The organism is Acinetobacter sp. NigerLNRRAM0016 (assembly GCF_054112845.1).
In genome coordinates this window covers 12,287-36,253 of sequence record NZ_JBSYVT010000013.1, presented here as the reverse complement: position 1 = coordinate 36,253, position 23,967 = coordinate 12,287, and the positions used below count along the sequence as shown (strand labels likewise).

General features: G+C 40.4%; 19 protein-coding genes. 5 read left to right on the top strand and 14 right to left on the bottom strand.

Features of this window, described 5'->3' with window-relative positions; all coding sequences use genetic code 11:
• Window positions 1–15 precede the first annotated feature (15 nt).
• Genes ACWQ4X_RS09950 through galE form a run of 3 tightly spaced genes read left to right on the top strand, consistent with a single transcriptional unit; the run spans window position 16 to window position 3,963 of the window.
• Window positions 16–1,281 (top strand): nucleotide sugar dehydrogenase, encoded by a 1,266-nt coding sequence (locus tag ACWQ4X_RS09950; RefSeq protein WP_457903521.1) that lies wholly within the window; start codon window positions 16–18, stop codon window positions 1,279–1,281.
• Complete coding sequence (gene pgi, locus ACWQ4X_RS09945; protein ID WP_457903520.1) at window positions 1,278–2,951, top strand: glucose-6-phosphate isomerase; 1,674 nt, start codon at window positions 1,278–1,280, stop codon at window positions 2,949–2,951. The genes ACWQ4X_RS09950 and pgi overlap by 4 nt, the downstream gene beginning before the upstream one ends.
• Window positions 2,944–3,963 carry a UDP-glucose 4-epimerase GalE gene (gene galE / locus ACWQ4X_RS09940; RefSeq protein WP_457903519.1) on the top strand — a complete coding sequence of 340 codons (1,020 nt, stop codon included), beginning with the start codon at window positions 2,944–2,946 and terminating at the stop codon, window positions 3,961–3,963. The genes pgi and galE overlap by 8 nt, the downstream gene beginning before the upstream one ends.
• Before the next feature lie 39 nt (window positions 3,964–4,002).
• Here the strand turns inward: galE and ACWQ4X_RS09935 are convergent, their stop codons facing one another.
• From ACWQ4X_RS09935 to ACWQ4X_RS09870, 14 genes are all read right to left on the bottom strand, one after another.
• A complete protein-coding gene (locus ACWQ4X_RS09935) occupies window positions 4,003–5,373 on the bottom strand; it encodes a phosphomannomutase CpsG (protein ID WP_457903518.1) in 1,371 nt (456 codons plus the stop codon).
• 312 nt (window positions 5,374–5,685) lie between these two features.
• A complete protein-coding gene (locus ACWQ4X_RS09930; protein WP_103270887.1) occupies window positions 5,686–7,284 on the bottom strand; it encodes a Tn7-like element transposition protein TnsE in 1,599 nt (532 codons plus the stop codon).
• Between the two features lie 114 nt (window positions 7,285–7,398).
• A complete protein-coding gene (locus ACWQ4X_RS09925) occupies window positions 7,399–8,931 on the bottom strand; it encodes a TnsD family Tn7-like transposition protein (RefSeq protein ID WP_457903517.1) in 1,533 nt (510 codons plus the stop codon).
• A 2-nt stretch (window positions 8,932–8,933) separates the two neighbouring features.
• Window positions 8,934–10,616, bottom strand: coding sequence for an AAA family ATPase (locus tag ACWQ4X_RS09920; RefSeq protein WP_016165661.1), 1,683 nt, complete (start codon window positions 10,614–10,616; stop codon window positions 8,934–8,936).
• Between the two features lie 34 nt (window positions 10,617–10,650).
• Window positions 10,651–12,801 carry a DDE-type integrase/transposase/recombinase gene (locus ACWQ4X_RS09915; protein ID WP_016165660.1) on the bottom strand — a complete coding sequence of 717 codons (2,151 nt, stop codon included), beginning with the start codon at window positions 12,799–12,801 and terminating at the stop codon, window positions 10,651–10,653.
• On the bottom strand, window positions 12,785–13,588 hold the full coding sequence (locus ACWQ4X_RS09910) for a heteromeric transposase endonuclease subunit TnsA (RefSeq protein ID WP_016165659.1): 804 nt from the start codon (window positions 13,586–13,588) through the stop codon (window positions 12,785–12,787). The genes ACWQ4X_RS09915 and ACWQ4X_RS09910 overlap by 17 nt, the downstream gene beginning before the upstream one ends.
• Before the next feature lie 154 nt (window positions 13,589–13,742).
• Window positions 13,743–15,581 carry a glutamine--fructose-6-phosphate transaminase (isomerizing) gene (gene glmS, locus ACWQ4X_RS09905; protein WP_457903516.1) on the bottom strand — a complete coding sequence of 613 codons (1,839 nt, stop codon included), beginning with the start codon at window positions 15,579–15,581 and terminating at the stop codon, window positions 13,743–13,745.
• A 12-nt stretch (window positions 15,582–15,593) separates the two neighbouring features.
• On the bottom strand, window positions 15,594–16,958 hold the full coding sequence (gene glmU, locus ACWQ4X_RS09900) for a bifunctional UDP-N-acetylglucosamine diphosphorylase/glucosamine-1-phosphate N-acetyltransferase GlmU (RefSeq protein ID WP_457903515.1): 1,365 nt from the start codon (window positions 16,956–16,958) through the stop codon (window positions 15,594–15,596).
• Window positions 16,959–16,977: 19 nt separating this feature from the next.
• On the bottom strand, window positions 16,978–17,526 hold the full coding sequence (locus ACWQ4X_RS09895) for a phosphatidylglycerophosphatase A family protein (protein ID WP_457903514.1): 549 nt from the start codon (window positions 17,524–17,526) through the stop codon (window positions 16,978–16,980).
• Window positions 17,477–18,394 carry a thiamine-phosphate kinase gene (gene thiL, locus ACWQ4X_RS09890; RefSeq protein WP_457903513.1) on the bottom strand — a complete coding sequence of 306 codons (918 nt, stop codon included), beginning with the start codon at window positions 18,392–18,394 and terminating at the stop codon, window positions 17,477–17,479. The genes ACWQ4X_RS09895 and thiL overlap by 50 nt, the downstream gene beginning before the upstream one ends.
• A gap of 17 nt (window positions 18,395–18,411) precedes the next feature.
• A complete protein-coding gene (gene nusB, locus ACWQ4X_RS09885) occupies window positions 18,412–18,861 on the bottom strand; it encodes a transcription antitermination factor NusB (RefSeq protein WP_016165654.1) in 450 nt (149 codons plus the stop codon).
• Between the two features lie 3 nt (window positions 18,862–18,864).
• Window positions 18,865–19,335 (bottom strand): 6,7-dimethyl-8-ribityllumazine synthase, encoded by a 471-nt coding sequence (gene ribH, locus ACWQ4X_RS09880; protein WP_237787589.1) that lies wholly within the window; start codon window positions 19,333–19,335, stop codon window positions 18,865–18,867.
• Window positions 19,336–19,346: 11 nt separating this feature from the next.
• Window positions 19,347–20,468, bottom strand: a complete 1,122-nt coding sequence (gene ribBA / locus ACWQ4X_RS09875) for a bifunctional 3,4-dihydroxy-2-butanone-4-phosphate synthase/GTP cyclohydrolase II (protein WP_142769783.1) — start codon at window positions 20,466–20,468, stop codon at window positions 19,347–19,349.
• A 297-nt stretch (window positions 20,469–20,765) separates the two neighbouring features.
• Window positions 20,766–21,188 (bottom strand): Lrp/AsnC family transcriptional regulator, encoded by a 423-nt coding sequence (locus ACWQ4X_RS09870; RefSeq protein WP_100242299.1) that lies wholly within the window; start codon window positions 21,186–21,188, stop codon window positions 20,766–20,768.
• Between the two features lie 204 nt (window positions 21,189–21,392).
• On the opposite strand from ACWQ4X_RS09870, the gene ACWQ4X_RS09865 reads away from it, so the two are divergent.
• Both ACWQ4X_RS09865 and ACWQ4X_RS09860 read left to right on the top strand, forming a co-directional pair.
• Window positions 21,393–22,664: a Glu/Leu/Phe/Val family dehydrogenase gene (locus ACWQ4X_RS09865; RefSeq protein WP_100242298.1), complete on the top strand. Its 1,272-nt coding sequence runs from the start codon at window positions 21,393–21,395 to the stop codon at window positions 22,662–22,664.
• Window positions 22,665–22,736: 72 nt separating this feature from the next.
• Window positions 22,737–23,954, top strand: a complete 1,218-nt coding sequence (locus ACWQ4X_RS09860) for a bifunctional succinylornithine transaminase/acetylornithine transaminase (RefSeq protein WP_374531513.1) — start codon at window positions 22,737–22,739, stop codon at window positions 23,952–23,954.
• The last annotated feature ends 13 nt before the right edge of the window (window positions 23,955–23,967 follow it).

Genomic DNA, 23,967 nt, shown 5'->3' with positions numbered 1-23,967 from the left:
AATTGTGGGTGAATCATGAAAGTTGCAATATTGGGTGCGACACTAAATGCAGGTGTTATGGCTGTATTGTTATCCGAATATGGCAATCATGTATATTGGTGCAGTCAACAGAGTAATGAGCATTCTCCTCAGAAACGAGTTCAATACTTAGATGAAGATGTTAATGCTCGTTTGAATCGACAGCATAAACTTGGACAACTTTTTTATTGTTCTGTCCTTGAACTTCCTTTAGATGTTGATGTTTATTTATTTTGTTATAGCCCAACAGAAATTGAACTGGCGATTCAGACTCTAAAAATATTAGCTTTAAAACCTATTATTCATCCAAGATTGATGATTAATGCTGCAACTTTTGGATTAAATGGTACGAATAAGCTGAGTGAAATTTCACCTCAAGATTACTGGGTTTATTTACCCGATGTAATTCAGGAAGGGAATGCCATTAATAGTATGCTGCATTTGAAGCAGGTTATTGTTGGAGTGGAACAAGAGCCAGCTAGAACAATGGTTGAAGAGTTGTTACGCCCCGTATTTAATAAAACACAGCAATATTTGTTTATGCCAATTCTTGATGCTGAATTTACTAAGCTGAGTATCTCAGGCATGTTGGCAACTCGGATTAGCTATATTAACGATATGGCTTTGGTTGCAGAAAAACTGGGTATTGATATTGCCAATGTAGCACAAGGGATGGGTGCTGATTCACGGATTGGCTCGGCGTATTTATCGCCTGGGGTGGGGTTTGGTGGCGAAAATTTTTCGCATGATATTTTAACCTTATCCAGTGAAGTCTCTAAAAGTGGTGCGAAAAGCCACTTATTGCAGCAAGTTTGGGATATCAATGAGCAGCAAAAAGAGATTTTATTTCGTAAACTCTGGAGTTATTACCATTCAGATTTGAGAAATAAAGTGGTTGCCATTTGGGGAGCATCCTTCAAAGAAAATACCTCGAGTATTCATAACTCCCCAATTCATGCGATGCTCAATGCGCTCTGGGCACAAGGTGTAAGGGTGAAGCTTCATGATCCACAAGCTATGCCGGAAATATACCAACAGTATGGCCATCGTGAAGATTTAATTTTGTGTACAGATGCTTATGAGGCAGTTCAAGATGCGGATGCCTTATGTGTGATCACCGCGTGGAAACAATATTTTAGTCCTGATTATAAAAAGCTACAGCAATTGATGCATCATCCGCTTATTCTAGATGGGCGTAATATCTATGATCCTCTCTATGTCAAAGCTCAGGGCTTTGCTTATGGGGGTGTTGGTCGAGTATGAGAGAAAATATCGAAAATTTTCCTAAGCAAGCATTGCCTTCTAGTGAACAAAAATTACAGCAGTTAGCTGAACAAATGCAGTCGGTTCATTTGAGCGAGCTTTTTGCTGAACAAGCGCAACGTTTTGAAAACTTTAGCTTGCGCTGTGAAGATTTGCTTTTAGATTTTAGTAAGCAGCGTGTCAGTTTGTCTGTGACAAAGGCATTGCTTTCATTGGCAGAAGAGAAGCAATTAAAAGCATGGATTGGTCGCTTGTTTTCCCTTGAGCCAATTAACTACACTGAGCAACGTGCAGCAATGCATTGGGCTTTGCGCTTGCCGAAAGATTCATTTGTTTTCCCCGAATTATCGCAAAAAGTGCATGCACAATTAGATCGAATGTTTAATTTGGTCGAGAAAATCCATGCAGGTCAATATCGTGGTGTGACGGGTGAAGTCATTCAAGATGTAGTGAATATTGGAGTGGGTGGCTCAGATTTAGGCCCTTTGATGGTTTCCCGTGCCTTATCTGATTTTAAAGTCCAAACAGCAAAACCCTTAAATGTACATTTTGTTTCGACCATGGATGGCAGCCAGCTTTCAGAGCTGCTGCATCAGTTAAGACCTGAAACAACTTTATTCATTATTTCTTCCAAATCTTTTGGAACGATTGATACCTTATCGAATGCTGAAACCGTACGTCAATGGCTAGAGAAAAGCTTAGGGCAACGAGATTGTGTTCTAAAAAGTCATTTTATTGGTGTGTCGACTAAACCTGAAAAAATGACAGCCTGGGGAATCCATCCTGATCACCAGTTGTTATTATGGGACTGGGTAGGAGGACGTTATTCGCTTTGGTCTTGTATAGGATTACCCATCGCTTTACAAATAGGAGTTGAGGGATTTAAAGCCTTACTTTCGGGTGCGCATTTGGTGGATCAGCATTTCCAAAATACACCGTTCGAGCAAAATATTCCTGTGCTGATGGGCTTATTGGGGGTATGGAATACCAATTATTTGAATATGCAGACCCATGCAGTTCTGCCTTATGATGGTCGCTTGAAATATTTTGCTGCATATTTACAGCAGCTTGAAATGGAATCTAATGGTAAATCTTTACAGCGCGATCATCAAAAAGTTGCATCTGCGACGTGCCCGATTATTTGGGGAGAGGTCGGCCCAAATGCGCAGCATGCGTTCTATCAGTTACTGCATCAAGGGACACATGCAGTAAGTTGTGATTTTATTGCACCAGTACAGCGATATAATGCAAAACAGTTTACCTATGCAGAAAATGCCGAAGCACTGATTGAGCAGCATCATTTAGCACTGTCTAACTGTTTGGCACAATCAAGGTTACTGGCTTTTGGTAATCAAGTATTGTGTGCCAATGAGTTGGATGATCTGCCTGAATATAAAAAATATGATGGAAATCAGCCAAGTACGACAATATTGGTCAGCGAATTAAATCCCAAAACGCTTGGTATGCTGATTGCGCTCTATGAGCATAAAGTATTTGTGCAGTCGGTGATTTGGAATATAAATCCCTTTGATCAATGGGGTGTTGAAAAAGGCAAAGAGATTGCTAACCAATTATTGCCAGTGCTTAATGGGCAGAAAGTTGATATTTCTCAGTTTGATGCTTCGACTCAAGGGTTAATTAAAATTTTATTAGGAAATAAACATGGCTAAAATTTTAGTGACAGGTGGAGCAGGTTATATTGGCTCACATACCTGTGTAGAGTTATTAACTGCTGGCCATGATGTTGTGGTGTTAGATAATCTTTCGAATAGTTCAGTAGAATCTCTGGCTCGAGTACAAGCCCTAACAGGAAAATCGCTCGATTTTATCGAGGGAGATATTCGTGATACTGAAACACTCAATCAACTTTTTGCACTGCATACAATCGATGCGGTGATTCATTTCGCAGGTTTAAAAGCCGTCGGTGAAAGTCAGCAGATTCCTTTGACTTATTTTGATAATAACATTACGGGGAGTCTAAACTTAGTCAAAGCGATGGAACGCGCTGGCGTATTTAAGCTGGTATTTAGTTCTTCTGCGACCGTTTATGATGAGGCAAATATTTCTCCATTGAATGAAGAAATGCCAACGGGTATGCCATCGAATAATTATGGTTATACCAAACTGATTGTAGAACAGATGCTACAAAAGCTGAGTGTTGCAGATACACGTTGGTCAATTGCGTTATTACGCTACTTTAATCCTGTGGGCGCACATAAAAGTGGTCGCATAGGTGAAGATCCTCAAGGGATTCCCAATAATTTAATGCCTTATGTAACTCAAGTTGCTGTGGGGCGACGTGAAAAACTGGCTATTTTTGGTCAAGACTATGACACAGTGGATGGTACAGGGGTACGCGATTATATCCATGTGGTGGATTTGGCCAATGCTCATTTGTGTGCATTAAACAATCGACTATCCGCAACAGGTTGTCGTGCTTGGAATATTGGCACGGGTCAAGGTGCCTCAGTTTTGCAAATTAAAAATACCTTCGAGCAGGTTAATGGGATTCCGATTGCTTTTGAATTTGCGCCACGACGTGCGGGTGATGTAGCAACCTCGTTTGCAGACAATACTCGGGCGGTGACAGAATTGAATTGGAAGCCTCAATATGGGCTTGAAGATATGCTTGCAGATAGCTGGAATTGGCAAAAACAGAATCCGCAAGGTTATGCAAATTAAATGTACACATTAAAAAGGGAGCAAATGCTCCCTTTTGTTTTAGTTCTGAATCAACTGAGTTAATTCATTCACATAAGTTTGCATTGGCTCAGGACTTCGATCCAAACGGCTTTCAATATTCAAGCGCAATAAGGGTTCAGTATTTGAAGCTCGTACATTTAAACGCCATGCACCGAAATCAAGGCTGACACCGTCAGTACGATCCACATGTGGATTTTGATCTGCATAATGATCAAAAATCTTTTGGACGGTGGCTTGTGTGTCCGCGACTTTAAAGTTGATTTCACCACTACATGGAAACTTCGTGATCATATCCTCAACCAAGCTAGATAAAGACTGCTGTGTTTCAGAAAGTACGCTAATCGCGAGTAACCATGGAATCATGCCGCTATCACAATAGGCGAAATCACGGAAATAGTGATGGGCACTCATTTCCCCACCATAAACAGCATTGTGTTCACGCATGACATCTTTAATGAAGGCATGCCCTGATTTGGACTGTACGGTAATTCCTTGATATTGATTAACAATATCCAATGTATTCCAAACGAGTCGTGGATCATGCACAATTTTTTCATTGGCTTGTTTCAAAAGAAAAGCTTGAGCCAATAAACCGACAATATAGTAACCTTCAATGAATTGTCCTTTTTCATCAAAGAGGAAGCAGCGGTCAAAGTCACCATCCCATGCAATCCCCATATCAGCCTGATGTTCCAGTACCGCATTACGTGTGCTGTCACGATTTTCAATTAAAATCGGGTTAGGAATACCATTCGGGAATGTCCCATCGGCTTCATGATGTATTTTAATAAACTCAACAGGAATATTCAGCTGCTTAAATTGTGCCTCCAAGGCATCAATCACATGACCAGCGGCTCCATTTCCTGCATTGACCACCAGTTTCAATGGGCGAATTTTTTCAGGGGTAATATAGGTTAATAAGTGCTGAACAAATTCAGGCAGGATATTATAATTCTGTACGGAACCTTTATACTCAACTGTTTGAAATGAACCAGATTCAGCCAGCACTTGAATCTCTTTTAATCCAGTGTCAGCACTGATTGGGCGTGCATTTTCACGGACTAATTTCATACCGTTATAGTCCATGGGATTGTGACTGGCTGTAATTTCAATACCGCCTTGTACATCAAGATGAAAGGCACCGAAATAGACTTCTTCGGTTCCTGTCATGCCTAAATCCAGCACATTGACACCTGCATCGGTGAGTCCTTGAATAGTGGCTTGTTTCAAGCCCTCGCTGCTGAGACGCATATCGCAGCCAATAACGACAGTCTTGGGTTGATAAATTTGCCCATAGGCACGACCAATTTTATAGGCAATCTCTTGGTTTAATTCTGTGCCCAATTTGCCACGAATGTCGTAAGCTTTAAAACAGGTAAGAGAGGTCATATCTTTCACTCATGGTCACTTTATAAAAAAGGCTCTGTAAGATGGTAATAAAGTTTCATCTTAAATTTCTTCTAACTAATTGATTTTCATGGTTCATGATTTGCCTTATTAAAAATAAAGTATCATCTTAAACCATAGTATACTCTTAATCCTATAGAAAAATTAGTAATAAAGTATCATCCTAAATGCAATTCGAAAGCCAAAACACGGATGTCATTGAGGTACAGTTAAAAGACTAATTACCATAAAATTAAGAAATATCCAAATAACAGAACATATTTTCCTCAATAGCTCATGCTACAGAAAAATCCATTAAATAGATTTTAAAACTTCTGTAAATCGCTTTACCCAATCTTTAAACTCTTTATCAGACGTAGTTATCTCAAATTTGTTTTTTGGATGGTTAACGCCTTTGGGAATACCAATATTTTTTAATAGTTCTGCAGTAGGCCAACGCAAAGAACGTCTAATAATTTGTTCTTTAAAACTTGGAAAATTTTGATCCCACGCTTCAAAACTTTCGACCTTAACAATTAATGTTGAAAGTGGTTTGTGATTGTCACTTGTATCAATTTCTACAATGGAAAATTTTTTATCTTGAAATTCTAGCTGGACTTCCGCAATACTCCGAAAGTTGCCATCATCGGTCTTATGTAGCTTGGATCGATTGACAGCGGGAAGCTTGGAAATGGTAAATTTAATTTTTGATAGAATATTATGCTGTAATGTAAATTGCTCAATCATGGCTTTAAATGCTTCAAATCGTTTCATGAATAGCTCAAGGTCATCACTTTCATCTTGACAATTTTCAAACTCCCCTCGACCAATTTCTCCAAAAATAGTGGATTCACCTGTACCTACGTTAGGTTCCGGTAATATAGTTACATCATCGTTATTAAATTTACCCTTTTTACCAGAATGTTTAATTGCTGCTTTTTTCGTTTCAAAAGGAGATGAGAGTGATAGTGTAATTTTGGGTGAATCAATGATTGTTATTTGTTTATCACTATTGGCTTCTTTTTTATCATCAATTATAGGATCTTCATTTCGTGTGTGCTTACTACCTCTAGAAGAGCGCTCAGAGCTTACCTGAGTATTTTTTACAGTAAAATTTGGACTACAAAAAATGACAGTATGATTAATTTCACTGGGTAAGTTTGATATTGCCAGAATTTCATTTACATAATATTTGTTTGTCTTTGGACTAAAATATACTTTTAATGTGAGCTCAGCGCCTTTTAATGATGGTGGGATAAAATTAAAGTTCCAGAATTCTCGGAATTTTGTCTGCACTTTCTCACTCAAAAAATTTTTGGAGATGCTTTCAAAGGATGCTCGTGCCTCTGTATCGAGTAATATCCATGCGAGCAAGCGGCGCATCCCAATATTATCATATTGGGATGGTGGGAAGTTACAGAAGTCAAGAATATTGATCAGAGTTTGATTCTCTTCTTTTATGATATCAAATTCCCGAAAAAAACGCCTTTGATCCAATGCAGCACGAGATAGATAGGCAGTATGCAAGAATAATACTCTAGCGAGTTCTATTTGAGGTAAAACAATTTCGATGTCTGTTAGTGTTGCATGAATATCGCTAACAATATGACTAAATTGGTACTGCTTTGATTGATTAATTATAACATCCCATTTTTGCAAGTCATCTATTTTAATAGTGATAATAGACTCATTAAAAGGAGTGAATTTTTTATTCTGATTGAATCTCCGATTTCTTGCTAATAATGGCATATTAGAAAAACGAGCATGGTTAAGCAAATATCTCTGATCTTTAGTTAAATATTCATCATTTTCTAATCCAATAGTGATATTCCATTCTTCATTCTTTATATCTTTGAAAATAGAACCTAAAAAAGTAATTCTCGCATTTTCAGGAAAATTTTTAATTTTTATCATCAGGATTTTACCATTTTAAACTTTGGTGAATTGACAAAAAATGACTACATATATTAAAGCTTATTTTATTGAAATCTCAAAACTTAATTTTATAAAGCCAGCGATTTAATAAAATTAATTTTGCATAATGTTAGAGAACTCATGAACGATGTATTCTAGAAATTTTTTCGTTTCAGATATCATTCGTTCTTCACTTAATCCAGCTTTTCGTAGAATACGCCACTGAGGAATTGGTTGTTTATTGATTTTAATATCTATAAACACTTTTGTTAGGCGCCTGATTTGATAACAGCTGATATCTTCACTATATCGTTCTAGAAAAAGTTGAATCAGAGGTAATTTATGTAAATTTTTCTCTAATGTATTTGACATTAAAGTCTGTTTTAACCACCATTTTGCGGAGCGTCTTGATCCCTCTAAATCCCAAATTAAAGCATTATTGAGCTGGATAAGTTGCCGGACATAAAAAAGATCGCGTTTTTGCCAATCAATTTTAGTCCCTTGAGGAATAAACTTCTGATGGAAATTTTGGTTCGTCTGCAATAGCCAGGTTTTATCGTTTCGATATAACCATGCATAAAGAGCTGCCTGCAGGTGACGAGCCGGTTTAACCCCATGGTCTTGTACTAAATCTAACCATTTTTTACGATTTTCAGCTCTAGTTATTTCAAAATTAGTATCCTGGTATTTTATTCGACTATTCTGTTGAGTAATTACTTTCTTGAAAGACTTAACTTGATTGAATATCTCTGCAAAAGACCAGTCAGCATTTAGAAACGCTTCGATTACAAGAATATGCTCAAGATAACTAAAGCTTTTGCGATGCTTTCTGAAAATATTATGTAGCCAGCTGCTTTCAGAAGCTAAGTCATCCAAATGATATTGACTAAGAAATTTTTGTGACCACCGTAACGATATTTTTTCTAAAATTTGATCAAAAGCAATTTGGTTTTGCCCGCGAGTACAGTTATTCCTCTTGGCTAATTCATTATAGAACATCGTCCACTGTTCATAACTTGGTGATACAAAAGGTGGTATAGATAACAATTCTATTAATTTAGAACTAATGAAAAGTTCATCACTTGTTGCTGGTATCTGATTCCATTCAATACAAAAAATATCTGAAGGTACCATGAAGTCATGTCTGTGTAATGATCTTAAATCTAGGGTTGATTCTACAAGCTTACCGTGTTGCGGGCAGCAAGCTCCCTGTATTTGCCATAATCGTACCCAGTAGAATTCGCCTTTTTGAAGTGCTTGCTCTTTCAAACATTGTGGGCAGTAACGTAGTCTATCAATAATAGGGACTCGTGAAGCATTAATTCCCAAAGAAAGATGTACCGAGCCTTGTGAAATATTGGCCATCCATTTGAAACATTGTTGTCGCCTTGCTTCAGGTACAAAAGGTGCATATATAGGAAATAATGTGTGTTTATATATTATATTTTCTAGACTTAATTGTCCCTCAGTATACTGATTAACAATCGAATTCAGATGACAGGGTAAATCAACCGTAGCAATAACCTTTCTATTTTGAAACACTGCGTCAAGTAACTGCTTTGGACTTTCAAATGCTAAACGAACTCCAGCTCGAGCCACTGTACTGTAAATCAACTCTTGTTCATAAGGCATAGGAAAATTTAGCATAACTAACTCACCTGTTTTATCCAATTAGATATATCAAAGATCAAATCAGTTTGAGTTTTTAAATGATCATAAAAGCTTTGATCATTCTCTTTTTGTGAAAATTGAAAACGTAAGTCAACCGAATCCAATGTTTGCCATTGATCATATTTAAGCAGTTTGGTTTTTGATAATTTTGGTTTGGATAATGAGGAATTTTTTGTTGAATCTACATCCTGATTTAACCAATCCATAATAATGGGTAGTAGCTCAGTCAAGTGTTTATCGGGATGCTTAACAAATACTTTTTTGACCAGTGGTACTAAAAGATTGGTGTCATAACCTAATTCAAGCAACAGATTATGCAAACGGATGGATTCTGCATGCCCCTGATATTCAGCAAGCTCATCTCCTTGATCAACAGCACTTTCTTCGATTTTAGAAAAAAGTTTTAACAATTGTCTGTCAATTTCAGGTGTAATTAAATCAGGATATTGTGCAATCCGTCGAGCATCACCTGAACGTAAAGCATCTATAATGTGATGAATGGGTTTAAAATCTTCTTGATATGTAGTTTTGAGCAATTTAACAGTGATTCGTTCTAAACCAGACTCAATTGCCCGTATTTGTGCAAGGACAAAAAGCTTAACAGTTATATCTAAAATACCTTGAGTTAGATCAAACCAACATTGCCGTAACTCATCGGACAATAGAGAATCACTTTTCCTTAACCATTGATATTTCCAAAGAGCATCTGTAAAAGTCATCCACTCTGATTTTCGTACTTTTCCATCCGGGGTTTTTATTGCAGGTTCATTTTTTATAGGTTCCCAATGAATTGAACCAAAACCTACAGCTCTACGTGATGAACGCAAATCACGTTCAAATATGTTACTGGCTTTTGGCGTTCCTACCATAATAATTGGCAAGCTATAAACATTCACTAAAGTTACAAAGAAATTTAACATTTCATCAGAATTTTTCGATCTGTTTGCTATGAGATGTTGAATTTCATCAATCACCAAAAGACCGATTGCATGAAGATGAGCAATGTGTCCCATAAGTTGCAATAGCTTTTGTTCATTATGTCGCTTTTGGGTGTATTGCTGTTCATAGTTAGTTCCTAAAGCACGATCAACGGCACTAAAGAAATTTAAATATAGTGATTTGAGTGATCCATTATATGGACAGTCAATTTTTAGATAGACCAGTTGTGTGAAATTATGTTCAGGATGGTAAATTTTTTGTTTGTAATTTTTAAGAATACGATTTAATGTGGTTGTTTTGCCACTACCAGAGAACCCAATAAAAACCAGACTTTGTGCTGTTGATATTAAATCTGTATGGCGAGAAGCATTAAAATCATTGCTTCTAATATGTTCAAAACTATTCTGTAAATGCCGATTTAAATCCCCTGTGGTAATATTTCGCCCTACATACCCTTTTCTCAGCATAATAGAAATTTTTTGTTCTAATGTTAAATGTCGTTTAATAGGGTGAAAAAAATTATTTAATAACTGCGATATAATATGAGCACGAGTATTGTTAGGAAGTTGCCGATCCGATAATCTGAATTCGACAGTACCTTTAATGGCTTGTATAGTATCATTTGCCTCAAAAATTTCGGGTAATGCCTCGATAAAAGGATTTCCCTGATAATCAGAAACAGGGCTTGCTTTATACACTGCTTGGTAATTTTTATTAGTCATAATTTTATCCTATCTTATCTAAATATCGTGACTATCAACTTTCATCGTTAGGATCATCAAGATCATCTAGCAAATCTTGATAAATACCAAAACGTAGTCTGTAATCTTCATCATTTTCTAAATCTATAAATTGCCTAGACTTAGGCATCTGAATAATATTACTTTGAGTTTCTGAAGATTGTTCTAAAACCGTCAATGCACCTTTTGACGATTTTTGGCTGTTGTTTCTCTGTTTCAATCGTTCACTATCTTTTTCAGCTTGTTTATTTTTACGAAGATCAGTCAAACGTTGTTTTTTGCTAGATGTGGAAGGTTTTTTGGCATCTGCCCGAGCAATAATTGATTCAATATGTTCTTCAAGATATGCTTGAGATTTATTGGTTTTTAGATCTTGAGCCGCTTTTATTTTCTTTTGTTCGTGTTGAACCTGCCAGACTTCCCAAAAACTACACCCTAAAAACTCTCTCGATCTTGGAGAAAGTGTAGCTTCCCAATAATTTAAACTATGCTCCTCATAAAACACATAAATCATTTCTGCATTACTTGGGTCATAAGCTACTTGAAAAAATTGTGGACGAGAAATAGTTTTTTTGCGATGCATCCAACCTTGTTCATTTATTTCAGTACAGTGATAAAACACTCCAAAAATTTTCAACCCAAGATCAGACAAGGTTGCTTTAACTTTAGGTAATAAAGCAATACGTAATGCTTTTTCTGAAACCTGTTTTAACCGACCTACACGATGTTGTATTCCCCAATTCCATAAATGAATAGGAACCAACGGCAAATCGCTAGGCATATCTATATCACGATCATAAGTTGTCAATTGATGTGACAAATTATGTGTGAGGATTGAACCAATAATGATCTGCTTAAATTCAGTTATGTTAAGTGTTGCATCTAATCGGTAGTCAGCGCCCCCACGTTTTTTTTCTTTAACCTGTTGTACTACACCCGAAGCAAAAGGCTTAAATTTTGCCTGAACAGTTCTGAAATAACGTTCAACAATTGGTTTTAAATCTCCGCGGTAAGGTGCTGTATTTTCGATACGAATAGAAAAGTTATATTCTAAAGCTTCAATCTGATGTCCTAATAATTCCCCCCGATCTGCCAAAATAGCATCAGGTAATCCAATACATGGCCAGTCATCATGTGTAATTTCATAACCATATTGTTTGCATAACTCAACTTTATCCGTCATGGCAACTTGTAAAGCTTGCATTGCGGTTACATAGGAAGCATTTTCAAAGCCAATATAGAAACCAACCACCATTCTACTAAATACATCAGCAACTAGATAAATAGTTGGCCGTCCAACAATACAGGCACGATCGGAATCTGAGACAAGATAAACATCAGCAATGGTTGCATCAATTTCATAGCGAGAACCCGGCCCTAGGACTTGGGTGTTGACAGTTGAATGGAGCCCTCTGATGTCTTTTGCATAGATAATTGGATTGGTTCGAGCAGTAAGTTGAGCTACTTTTGGGAACTCACGTTCATAAAAATATTTAAACTGCCAGATGGTCGGAATTTCGCTATCAGGTGTATCTGGAAATAATGAATGATACATCGTAGAAAATTTACGATAGGCATAACTCAAAGAATGTTTATCCTTCGTTAACATATATTTATTGATATTAATTCTGAAGAGTCGCTCGATATTCTGATCAACTAATGCACCAACACCTTCGCTATATTTTCTTGGTCTACCCAGTTTTTTATTTTTTGCAATACGTTTAACACCTTTAGCACCAGAATTGTTATAACTAGGAATAAGTGCATTTGGTGTTTGACCTCGTTGCCAGTATCGACGTGCTAATCTATAAATAGTTTGATGAGTTGTTTTATGCTGCTCAATAATTCTTTTAACAAGGCTAAAACGAACAGATGGATCATAGAAATGTTCATTAGATATGAGTAAATCTATAATGTTCATTCCCATATCACGTTTTTTTTGCTGTACAGAACCTTCTGTCACATTAATTAAGGAAATATCAGCGAAAGGATCTTTAATTATTTCTGCTTCGCCGGCTTCTATAGCTGTAATCAATTCTTCTTTTTTAATTATAGAGGGATTGGCATTGGGGTGATTTAAATCAATCCAGATAATATAAGAAGGAATAATTTTAAGAAGTCGGTAATCTTTACCTTGAAACTTATATACACTATTGATTCGAAACATGGCGAATTTCCTCCCATATTTCAAAATTGCCTAACTTGATCTCAGAGGCTTTAATCTTTTTATAGTCCTTGGTTATATCGAAAATGAAATAACGTTGTGCAAGCAGTTCTCGGAGCTCAGCTAAAGACGTACCAATCGTTAAATTATATGCTTGATCCATTTTTTTACTTAAAGTTATTAAGTCAAGTTCAGGATATTGTGTAAATATATGGATATAATCGTTTAAGCGGTCGTACATTTCAGTATTAGATTGTCTCATGGCTGGATAAAGCCATTTGATGTTATTCAAAACAACTGAAGGAATTTCTTTTTCTGTAAGGATATACCAAGGTGTATCTGTACTTTTCCAATATCTACGCTCAAGTTCTAGTTTTTCAACGATTCTTTCATCCTGTAAGCTATTTGTGTATTTAGTTCGGATGACAAAACTTGGTTGGTTTGTACTTTGACTATTTACATAAAAACTTGAAGTTATAGTTTGTAGAGCGTCTTTAACTTTAGGGTGAGAGATCTGAGCTTCTTCTGAAATTTCGAGAGTAGTGTTGAGAGGCAAGGGAAATTGCTCTCTGATATCAGTAATTAACGGATTCCAGTCTAAAAGTAGAAAAATTGCAAGTTCTAAATCAGATAATAAATGATGGGTGCGTTTTGTTGTATGGCCAAATACTCGGTGAGAACGACCTTTTGAACTAACATCTCGTACAGTGATCCATGGCTTATAATCTTTTAAATAGCCTTGGCCTCGTCCTTCTTTGATCCAGCGTTTCTGCTGATGCTCTGTAACCATAACAAATCGCCCGCTATTCTTCATTTATTTAGAATAGCGGGCGATTATTATTTAATCAATATAGGATGATACTTTATTTCTAAAGATGAAACTATATTACCTAGGATGATACTTTATTACCTAAATACAAGGCTCGATGTTCGAGCCTTTGGTATTATTCGACGGTTACACTTTTGGCCAAGTTTCTCGGCTGGTCGACATCGGTGCCGCGTAAAACAGCAACATGGTAAGACAGTAATTGCACCGGTACGCTATATACGATTGGTGCCAAAGTCGAAATGATGCTTGGTACACTGACGACGTGTTGGCGCTCTTTGCTTTGAATGCCGCTATGTTCATCGGCAAATACAAACAGTTCTCCACCACGCGCCTGAACTTCTTCCATATTGGATTTAAGTTTATCCAACATGTCATCTTGTGGAGCCAGAATCACCACAGGCATGTCATTATCAACCAAGGCCAATGGACCATGCTTGAGTTCACCCGCAGCATAACCTTCCGCATGAATATAGGAAATTTCCTTGAGTTTGAGTGCACCTTCCAGAGCAATCGGGAAGTGTGTGCCACGACCCAAGAACAAGCAGTGCTGCTTTTCTACAAACAATTCAGACAGGCGCAGAATTGCCGCATTGTTTTGTAGCGTATCCAAAATTACTTTAGGTAGATGCCATAATTCTGCAGCAATGCTTTGAATTTGGTGTTCTGAAATGGTCTGCTTAATTTGACCAATTTTCAGAATCAGCAACATCAAGGCTGCGAGTTGTGTAGTAAAGGCCTTGGTTGACGCCACACCAATTTCAGGTCCTGCCAAGGTCAGTAAGCTATGACTGGTTTCACGGATCATTGAGGATGTTGCGACATTACAAATTGCCATAGTCACAATATTGATATTCTTGGCCGCAGCACGTTTTTGGGTGTCACGCAGTGCCGCTAAAGTATCTGCAGTTTCACCAGATTGTGAAATGCACAAGTACAGCGTGTTATCGACAATGACAGGGGTGCGATAGCGGAATTCACTGGCGATTTCAACCTGACATGGCACATCAATCAGTTGTTCAAACCAGTATTTGGCAATCATGCCTGCATGGTAACTGGTACCACAAGCCAGAATTTGTACTTGCTGGATATTGGCAAAATCCGCTTCGGCATGTTGCAGGAAATCTGCACGTAAAGCGTTGCCATCCAGTGCTTGCGAAATGGTTTGTTGCAGTGCTTCAGGTTGCTCATAAATTTCTTTGAGCATGTAATGTTTGAATTCACCTTTTGATGCATTGCTTACCGTTGCATCAAGCTCTTTAACTGGACGTTGTACTAATTGTCCATTCACAAACACTTCAATTTTGTCGCGGGTCAAGCGTGCGATATCACCTTCTTCAAGGTAGATAAAGCGGTTGGTAATAGGGAGTAATGCCAATTGATCCGAGCTAATGAAATTCTCACCAATCCCGACACCAATTACCAAGGGTGAGCCTTCACGCACAGTGATTAACTCATTTGGATAGTCCGTGTGAATAATCCCGAGGGCATAAGCACCTTTCAGCTGCGGTACCACGCTTTGTACCGCCTCTAACAAACTCGAGGTAGATTTCAATGCATCATGTACAAGATGAGCAACCACCTCAGTATCGGTTTGCGACGTGAATACATAACCAAGTGCTTCGAGGTCATCTTTCAGTTCTTGGTAGTTTTCGATAATACCGTTATGTACCACGGCAACATCGCCTGAAACATGCGGATGGGCATTATTTTCAGTCGGTTTGCCATGAGTTGCCCAACGGGTATGGGCGATCCCTAAGTTGCCAACAATTTGTGATTCACTTACGGCTTGTTCTAGATTGGCGACTTTACCGACACGACGTTCACGTAAAATCTGGTCATGATTGACCAAGGCTAAACCTGCTGAGTCATAGCCACGATATTCAAGTCGTTTGAGACCTTCAATGAGAATATTGGTAATACTACGTTCTGCAACGCCACCGACAATACCACACATAGGACGATCCTCTTATTTCTTCAATTTTTGTGGACGTTGAAAATTTTCTTTGATCAGTTGTTTAGAGCGTTCAATGGCTAAACAATTATCTTCCACATCGCGGGTAATCACGGAACCTGCACCAACGGTTGCGCCATTGCCAATGCGGACAGGGGCAACCAGTGAGCTGTTGGAACCAATAAATGCAGCATCACCAATGATGGTTTTGAATTTGTTGGCGCCATCATAGTTGCAGGTAATGGTGCCTGCGCCAATATTTGAACCTGCACCGATTTCGGCATCGCCCAAGTAGGTAAAGTGGTTGGCTTTCGAGCCTAAACCGACACTCGAGTTTTTGACTTCGACAAAGTTGCCGATATGCACTTCATTGGCGAGTTTCGCCCCTGGGCGTAAGCGTGCAAAAGGTCCAATTTGGGTATCTTCACCGACAATGGCTTGATCAAATAAGCTATAGGGTTGAACTTTGGTGCCAGTAGCGATTTTGGTGTTTTTAATCACACAGCCTGCACCAATTTCAACAGCATCACCAAACTCACAGTCGCCTTCAATGATGACGTTAATATCGATACGTACATCTTGTCCGGCTTTAAGTGTACCTCGTAGATCAAAACGACTTGGATCAATTAAATGTACACCTTGTTGCATCAATTGTTTGGCTTGGAAGTTTTGAAATTGACGTTCAAGCGCTGCAAGTTGCATACGATCATTCACGCCTTCAACTTCAAATGCCATTTCAGGTTCAACCGAAGCCACTTTAAGACCATCGGCCAGTGCCATCGCCACGATGTCAGTCAGGTAGTATTCACCTTGGGCATTGTTATTGGTGAGTTGCGGCAACCATTGATGTAGTTTGGCATTGCTGACACAGTAAATACCCGTGTTGATTTCTTGAATTTGGCGTTGTTGTTCGTTGGCATCTTTATGCTCAACGATGGCTTGAATTTTCCCATTTTCACGCACAATGCGTCCATAGCCCGTGGCATCTTCGAGGGTCAAAGTCACCAAGCCAATGCCTGTTCCACGTGAAGCATCCAGTAATTTTTGTAATGTCGCTGGCGTGATACATGGCACATCGCCTGATAAAATCAGAGAAATACCGTCTTGTGGTAGTACAGGCAGGGTCATTTGTACCGCATGACCCGTACCGAGTTGCTCGGCTTGTTCAACCCATTGCACGTGTTCATGCTTAAAATGTTGTTGTACTTGTTCCCCGCCATGCCCATAGATGGTAATAATATGGTCAGCATTCAGTTGGTTGGCTGTGTCAATCACATGACCAAGTAAAGGGCGTCCTGCTAAGGGTTGTAAGACTTTGGGTAGCTGGGAGCGCATACGAGTCCCTTTACCTGCAGCAAGAATAATAACTGTTGTTGACATGAATGATCCTAGTTTTGTTTTAAACCACGATGAACGTAAAATATAGATAGATACATAATCCCGCCCATAGCCCTGCAATAATGTCATCCAGCATGATGCCGAAGCCGCCATGCACTTGGCGATCAATCACGCGAATTGGCCATGGTTTCCACACATCAAACAGACGGAACAGTAAAAAACCGATCAATGCAGAGATGAGACTCATTTTTCCGAAGTAGATCAACGGTAATAATGTTATTGATTGACCCGCGAACTCGTCCCAGACAATTCGTCCATCGTCATGTACACCCATCACTTTGGCGGTTTGACCGCAAATATAGATGCCAATCAGTGACATCAGAATGATGGCGTATATGGAGTTGAGGAAGCCTAAATTCAACCACAGCGGAATAAATAGCAGCGCAAATGCTGAACCAAATGTACCAGGGGCTTTGGGCAATAGACCAGAGCCAAAACCGACACCGCAAAAAACAATACAGCGGTTCGACCAAGACATGCGGTTAAACTGAATTGGAGGTTTATGCAAAGTGTTGATACCCTTGAAATTGAAGCGGATGATCTTTGCCATCTTTTTCAAATGTAAGCCCAGTTGAATTTGTAATTGTTCCAATCACCGTAATTTTTACATCTAATTGTTGTTGCAAAAGTTGTTGGTAATTTTGCGGGCTTATTGTAAAGCATAACTCATAGTCATCGCCACCTGCGAGGGCGTATTGCCATTGTTGTGCTTGTGTTAATTGCTGCAAAGCCGGGGCAATCGGCAGTTGTTCTAGCTGTAAGCGTGCACCGACCTGTGACGCTTTAAGAATGTGTCCTAAATCTTGAGCCAGACCATCCGAGACATCAATCATGGCGGAAGCGAGACCTTTCAGCTGTTGTCCCAGTTGGCAGCGTGGGGTTGGATAGTCCAAACGTTGCTTTAAAGGGTGGTCTGGATGTTGAAGCCCAAAAGCTGCATCACCGACTTGACCGCTGACACAGATATAGTCACCCACTTGTGCACCTGAGCGCTTAACAGCTTGGTTGGTATCAATCCAGCCGAGGGCAGTCACAGAAATGGTGAGATGTGGGCTTTGGGTGGTATCCCCCCCAATTAAGCTCACACCAAATTGATCGCAACAATCATACAGCCCCTGACTAAAGTCTTTTAGCCAGTCATGATCAATTTGGGGTAGGCTCAATGCCAATAAAATGCTGTGCGGTTTGGCGCCCATTGCGGCAATATCGGACATATTGACGGCAACAGATTTCCAGCCAATGGCATGGGCAGGGGTATCAAGAGGAAAATGTCGTCCCGCAATCAAGGTATCGGTACAGATCACCAATTGTTGCTGCGGAGGTGGGGTAAGCAAGGCTGAGTCGTCTCCGACACCTAAATCGACCAAATGCTGCTGCGCTCGATTAAAATAGGTCTCAATAATTGAAAACTCAGCCATACTACTTACTACACGTCTTATTGTGCTTGTTGCTTTTCTGCTGCACGAAGGCTGTTGGCTAAACGGTCCAATACACCATTGATGTATTTGTGACTGTCTGCACCGCCAAAGTGTTTTGCAAGCTCAATCGCTTCATCTAAAACCACGCGATACGGGATTTCAAGATGTTCTTTCAATTCGTAAGCACCCAAACGCAGTGTTGCAAGTTCAACACCGTCTAAGGCTTCGATTTGGCGATCCAGCACAGGAATAAGAAGCGCATCCAAAGCTTCATGATTGGCAACCACTTGAGTCAGCAATTCATGATAATAGCTGAGGTCCACTTTATGCATGGCATTTTCAACACGCGTACGTGCTTCAATTTCATGCACTGGGTTGCGGCTCATTTGCCATTCATAAATGCCTTGTACAGCAAAACGACGTGCTTTACGTTTTGCAGCATAAGCGGCTTGGAGTGTTTGCGACATGCTTTAAATAGCCTTTAACAAGTTAACCATTTCAATTGCAGTAAGAGCAGCTTCGCCACCTTTATTACCTGCTTTTGTTCCAGAGCGTTCAATCGCTTGTTCAATGCTGTCCGTAGTCAATACACCATTAATCACTGGTAAACCCGTGTCTAAGCCGACAACGCCTAAACCTTTGGCACATTCACCTGCAACAAAGTCGAAGTGAGGCGTGCTACCACGAATCACAGCGCCTAGCGCGATGATGGCATCAAAACGATCAGAAGCTGCTAATTTTTTTGCAACCACTGGAAGTTCCCATGCGCCTGGTGCATGAACAACAGTAATATTATCCTCTGATACACCATGACGTTTCAATGTATCAATTGCACCTTCGAGTAGATGTTCCACTACAAAGCTATTGAAACGACCAACTAAAATCGCGTAACGGCCTTCGCTCGCGAGATGTAACATACCTTCAATTCGGCGAATCGCCATAGCAACCTCGATTATTTCGTTAATGTTTGTTGAGCAGTGACATATTCCACCACTTCAAGATTAAAACCTGATAATGCGTTGAAACGTAGCGGCGAACTGAGCAGCTTCATTTTTTCAACACCTAAATCACGTAAAATTTGTGCGCCAACGCCAATGGTTTGGTATTGCTGTGACAATGCTGCACTGGATTTGGTTTTCTTCGGTGCCGTCAGACTGTCGAGGGCAGGACCCAAATCTTGCAAATGACGTTGACCAATCCACACCAGTACACCGCGATCACTTTGCGCGATTTCTTTTAACGCACGATCCAAGTTCCACGCAGGTTCACCATCTTGCTTGTTCAGTTTCAGCAAGTCGCGCGTTGGATTAAAACCGTGTACGCGAACGGTGGTAATACCGTCTTTCGGCTCACCTTTGACCAAAGCCAAATGAATATCTGGGTTACCAATTTCACGGTAACGATAGAGCTCAAATGTGCCGTATTCGGTGTCGATGCTTTCTTGACCAAGACGCTCGACCGTTTGTTCATTGGTCATGCGGTAATGGATCAGGTCGGCAATGGTCCCCATTTTAAGACCATGCTTTTCTGCAAAAATTTCTAAATCTGGTCGACGCGCCATGGTGCCGTCTTCTTTAATGATTTCACAAATCACAGAAGCGGGTTCTAAACCCGCAATACGCGCAAGGTCACAGCCTGCTTCGGTATGTCCCGCACGGTGCAATACACCACCCGGTTGTGCCATCAAGGGGAAGATATGCCCTGGCTGTACAATATCGCTGGGTTTGGCATGTGCCGCGACCGCAGTTTGAATGGTATGCGCACGTTCTGCCGCAGAAATACCTGTGGTAATGCCTTCTGCTGCTTCAATCGAGAGGGTGAAGTTGGTGGCATGCTGCGCACCATTGGCATCCACCATTAAAGGCAAATTCAATTGCTGACAACGCTCACGACTTAAAGTGAGGCATACTAAACCGCGGGCATGCGTAATCATGAAGTTAATGTCTTCTGGACGGACATGCGTTGCTGCAATGACTAAGTCACCTTCATTTTCACGGTCTTCATCATCCATCAGGATGACCATTTTCCCTGCACGGATATCTGCTACAAGCTCTTCAACAGTATTGAGCGGCATCAATCTTCACCTTTCTATTCGTCTGCAAATCACTCAGGAATTTGCATTTTTGATTGTGGCATAGTCTAACGCTTTTTTAGACAGTTTGCCTATGCTTTTACTTTTCTGTACGTGAATTGTTATACACAGCCACGCACGACTTTAAAAGAGTTGAGCCACTTAAAAATGATCAAACGGTTAAACTCGCGGGGTCAAAATGGGCGGATCTTGGAAAAGTTTTCACACATAACTCAGCTTTTCATCAGTTTTACACTTCTGGGTCCGCTGGCGCATCGTGTTGACCCCTGCCAAAAGCGATTAGGCTTTATAGGTCGAGAGCAAAATACTGGTTTCAGTATTGTAAATGCCTGAAATGGTTCGAATCCGTTCAAGGGTTTTATCAAAACTTTCTAAGCTGTCCGACTTCAGCTCTACCAGCAAATCCCACTTGCCATTGGTGGTATGCAAAGTATGTACCGCAGGATCAATGCGGAGTTCTTTCACCACCGCACTGGTCTTGGTGCCTTCTACCATAATGTTCATCCATGCGCGGATGGTGTTTTTTTCACTGCCCGGTTTGAGGCGGACGGTATAACCGGTAATGATGCCGCTGGATTCCAAATATTCGATGCGTTTTTGCACCGTGTTACGGGAAACACGCACCTTATTGGCGATATCGGTAATCGACATGCGGGCGTTATCCCGCAGTAAACCGAGGATTTGACTGTCCGTATCATTCACTTTGATTTTTCCTTTAAGCGTTTTGCTAAAATTTATTGCATTTTAATCAAAATTACAACTTTTTGGATTCGTTTTGATTTTTCATACTATGCGTACTGGGTAACACTCCAGTTGGAACTACACCGAGCTGAGGCGGTGTCCAATAGATGGAGTGTTTCCTACTTTTAATGGATTGGATCAACCAAATTCTCAGAGGATAAATCAATGTCTTTGTCGTATGAAATGGAAAACAGTGGCGCATGGCAAACCTACCTTGCTCAGATTAATCGTGTCGCACCTTACCTTGAAGAAGACTTAATCCCTTTTATCAATACATTAAAGCGTCCAAAGCGTGCGCTCATTGTTGATGTGCCAATCGTGATGGACGATGGTTCTATTCAGCATTTCGAAGGTTACCGTGTTCAGCACAACTTGTCGCGCGGACCAGGCAAGGGCGGTATTCGTTACCATCCAGATGTTGAACTGAATGAAGTGATGGCGCTCTCAGCGTGGATGACCATCAAAACTGCAGTATTAAATTTACCTTATGGCGGTGCCAAAGGTGGTATTCGTGTTGATCCGCGTAAATTGTCTCCGCGTGAGCTTGAGCGTTTAACACGTCGTTTTACCAGCGAAATTAGCCCGATCATCGGTCCACAAAATGATATTCCTGCACCAGACGTAGGCACCAATGCCGACATTATGGGCTGGATGATGGATACCTATTCAAGCATCAAAGGTCATACCGTAACAGGTGTGGTGACTGGTAAGCCAGTTCATTTAGGTGGCTCTTTGGGTCGTGTCCGTGCAACTGGTCGTGGTGTATTTGTGACGGGTCTGGAAGTTGCCAAGAAAATCAACTTGCCACTTGAAGGCAGCCGTGTCGCAGTTCAAGGTTTTGGTAACGTGGGTAGCGAAGCCGCTTACTTGTTCCAAAAAGCCAATTCGAAAGTGGTGTGTGTACAAGACCATACTGGCACCATCTTTAACGAAAACGGTATCGATATTAAAGCATTACAAGATTACGTTGCGATTCACAAAGGGATTGCGGGTTATCCAGAAGCAAGCTTGATTGAAGATGACGCATTCTGGGCAGTAGAAATGGATATTTTAATCCCTGCTGCATTGGAAGGTCAGATCACCGTTGAACGTGCGCAAAAATTGACTGCGAAATTAATTTTGGAAGGTGCAAACGGTCCAACCTATCCAGAAGCAGAAGACATTCTTTTACAACGTCAAATCATGATCGTGCCAGACGTACTGTGTAACGCTGGTGGTGTAACCGTAAGTTACTTCGAATGGGTTCAGGACATGGCGAGCTATTTCTGGACTGAAGAAGAAATTAACGAGCGTTTAGACAAGCTCATGATCAAAGCGGTTGAAGACGTTTGGTATAAAGCCGACGAAAAAGACTGCAGCTTGCGTACCGCAGCGTACATCTTGGCGTGTGAACGCATTTTGAAAGCACGTAAAGAGCGCGGAATTTTCCCGGGTTAAGGGGAAATTTCACGCTGCTGAAGTGTGAACTGAAGAAACATTAACGTCAGATTTATTAAGGAAGAACATACCATGAACCAGAATAACCAACCAAGTCGCCAAGATTTTAATCAGTATATGGTGCCTGTTTTTGCACCCGCTCAATTTATTCCTGTGCGCGGTGAAGGTTCTCGTTTATGGGATCAGCAAGGTAAAGAATATATCGATTTTGCAGGTGGTATTGCGGTAAATGCGCTTGGGCACGCACATCCAGTTGCGGTCAAAGCCTTGGTCGAACAGGGTCAGAAGTTATGGCATATCGGTAACGGCTATACCAATGAACCTGTACTGAACCTTGCAAAACAATTGGTTGACAGTACTTTTGCCGATAAAGTGTTCTTCTGTAACTCTGGTGCAGAAGCCAATGAAGCGGCTTTGAAACTTGCGCGCAAAGTGGGCCTACTTTCAGGCTCTGCGCGCAAGAACAAGATTATTGCATTTAAAAATGCCTTCCACGGTCGTACCTTATTTACGGTATCGGCGGGTGGTCAACCGAAATATTCACAAGACTTTGCGCCACTGCCAGAAGGCATTCAGCATCTTCCATTCAATGATTTGGACGCAGCACGTGCAGCGATTGATGCGGACACTTGTGCGGTAATTGTTGAGCCGATTCAAGGTGAAGGTGGTGTGATCACAGCAAAACCTGAATTCCTAAAAGGCTTGCGTGAATTGTGTGATCAACACGGTGCAGTGCTGATTTTTGATGAAGTGCAAACTGGTGTGGGTCGTACAGGGGCGTTATATGCCTATATGAACACTGAAGTGACGCCAGACATTTTAACCACAGCCAAAGCACTCGGTGGTGGTTTCCCAATCGGTGCCATGATTACCACAGATAAATACGCCAATATGTATGCGGTGGGTGATCACGGTACAACTTATGGCGGGAACCCATTGGCCTCTGCTGTTGCCAATGCCGTGTTTGGTTTCATCAATACCCCAGAAGTGTTGAATGGTGTACGTACCCGTGCGCAAATTTTTGCAGATGGCTTAAACCGTTTAAATGAACGTTTTGGCCTGTTTGAAGAAGTTCGTGGTCAAGGTTTATTGATTGGTTGCGTACTCAAAGCGGAATATGCAGGTAAAGCCAAAGACATCGTGACCCTTGCAGGTGAAGAAGGTCTATTGGCACTGGTTGCAGGTCCAAACGTGGTTCGTTTCACCCCATCTTTAATTATTCCTGAAGCAGATATCGAAGCAGGTCTACAACGTTTCGAGCGTGCTCTCGCACGTTTTGTTGGCGCGTGATAGGCGGCCACTG

Coding starts and splice junctions, on each gene's coding strand:
- glmS (WP_457903516.1), bottom strand. CDS start 15,581: ATGTGTGGTATTGTCGGTGGCGTTGCAGAACGTAGTATTACCAATATT.
- ACWQ4X_RS09935 (WP_457903518.1), bottom strand. CDS start 5,373: ATGACCTCTCTTACCTGTTTTAAAGCTTACGACATTCGTGGCAAATTG.
- galE (WP_457903519.1), top strand. CDS start 2,944: ATGGCTAAAATTTTAGTGACAGGTGGAGCAGGTTATATTGGCTCACAT.
- glmU (WP_457903515.1), bottom strand. CDS start 16,958: ATGTCAACAACAGTTATTATTCTTGCTGCAGGTAAAGGGACTCGTATG.
- ACWQ4X_RS09860 (WP_374531513.1), top strand. CDS start 22,737: ATGAACCAGAATAACCAACCAAGTCGCCAAGATTTTAATCAGTATATG.
- ACWQ4X_RS09910 (WP_016165659.1), bottom strand. CDS start 13,588: ATGGTTACAGAGCATCAGCAGAAACGCTGGATCAAAGAAGGACGAGGC.
- ACWQ4X_RS09930 (WP_103270887.1), bottom strand. CDS start 7,284: ATGATAAAAATTAAAAATTTTCCTGAAAATGCGAGAATTACTTTTTTA.
- ACWQ4X_RS09895 (WP_457903514.1), bottom strand. CDS start 17,526: ATGGCAAAGATCATCCGCTTCAATTTCAAGGGTATCAACACTTTGCAT.
- ribBA (WP_142769783.1), bottom strand. CDS start 20,468: ATGCCGCTCAATACTGTTGAAGAGCTTGTAGCAGATATCCGTGCAGGG.
- ACWQ4X_RS09915 (WP_016165660.1), bottom strand. CDS start 12,801: ATGTTTCGAATCAATAGTGTATATAAGTTTCAAGGTAAAGATTACCGA.
- ACWQ4X_RS09920 (WP_016165661.1), bottom strand. CDS start 10,616: ATGACTAATAAAAATTACCAAGCAGTGTATAAAGCAAGCCCTGTTTCT.
- pgi (WP_457903520.1), top strand. CDS start 1,278: ATGAGAGAAAATATCGAAAATTTTCCTAAGCAAGCATTGCCTTCTAGT.
- ACWQ4X_RS09925 (WP_457903517.1), bottom strand. CDS start 8,931: ATGCTAAATTTTCCTATGCCTTATGAACAAGAGTTGATTTACAGTACA.
- ribH (WP_237787589.1), bottom strand. CDS start 19,335: ATGGCGATTCGCCGAATTGAAGGTATGTTACATCTCGCGAGCGAAGGC.
- ACWQ4X_RS09865 (WP_100242298.1), top strand. CDS start 21,393: ATGTCTTTGTCGTATGAAATGGAAAACAGTGGCGCATGGCAAACCTAC.
- nusB (WP_016165654.1), bottom strand. CDS start 18,861: ATGTCGCAAACACTCCAAGCCGCTTATGCTGCAAAACGTAAAGCACGT.
- ACWQ4X_RS09950 (WP_457903521.1), top strand. CDS start 16: ATGAAAGTTGCAATATTGGGTGCGACACTAAATGCAGGTGTTATGGCT.
- thiL (WP_457903513.1), bottom strand. CDS start 18,394: ATGGCTGAGTTTTCAATTATTGAGACCTATTTTAATCGAGCGCAGCAG.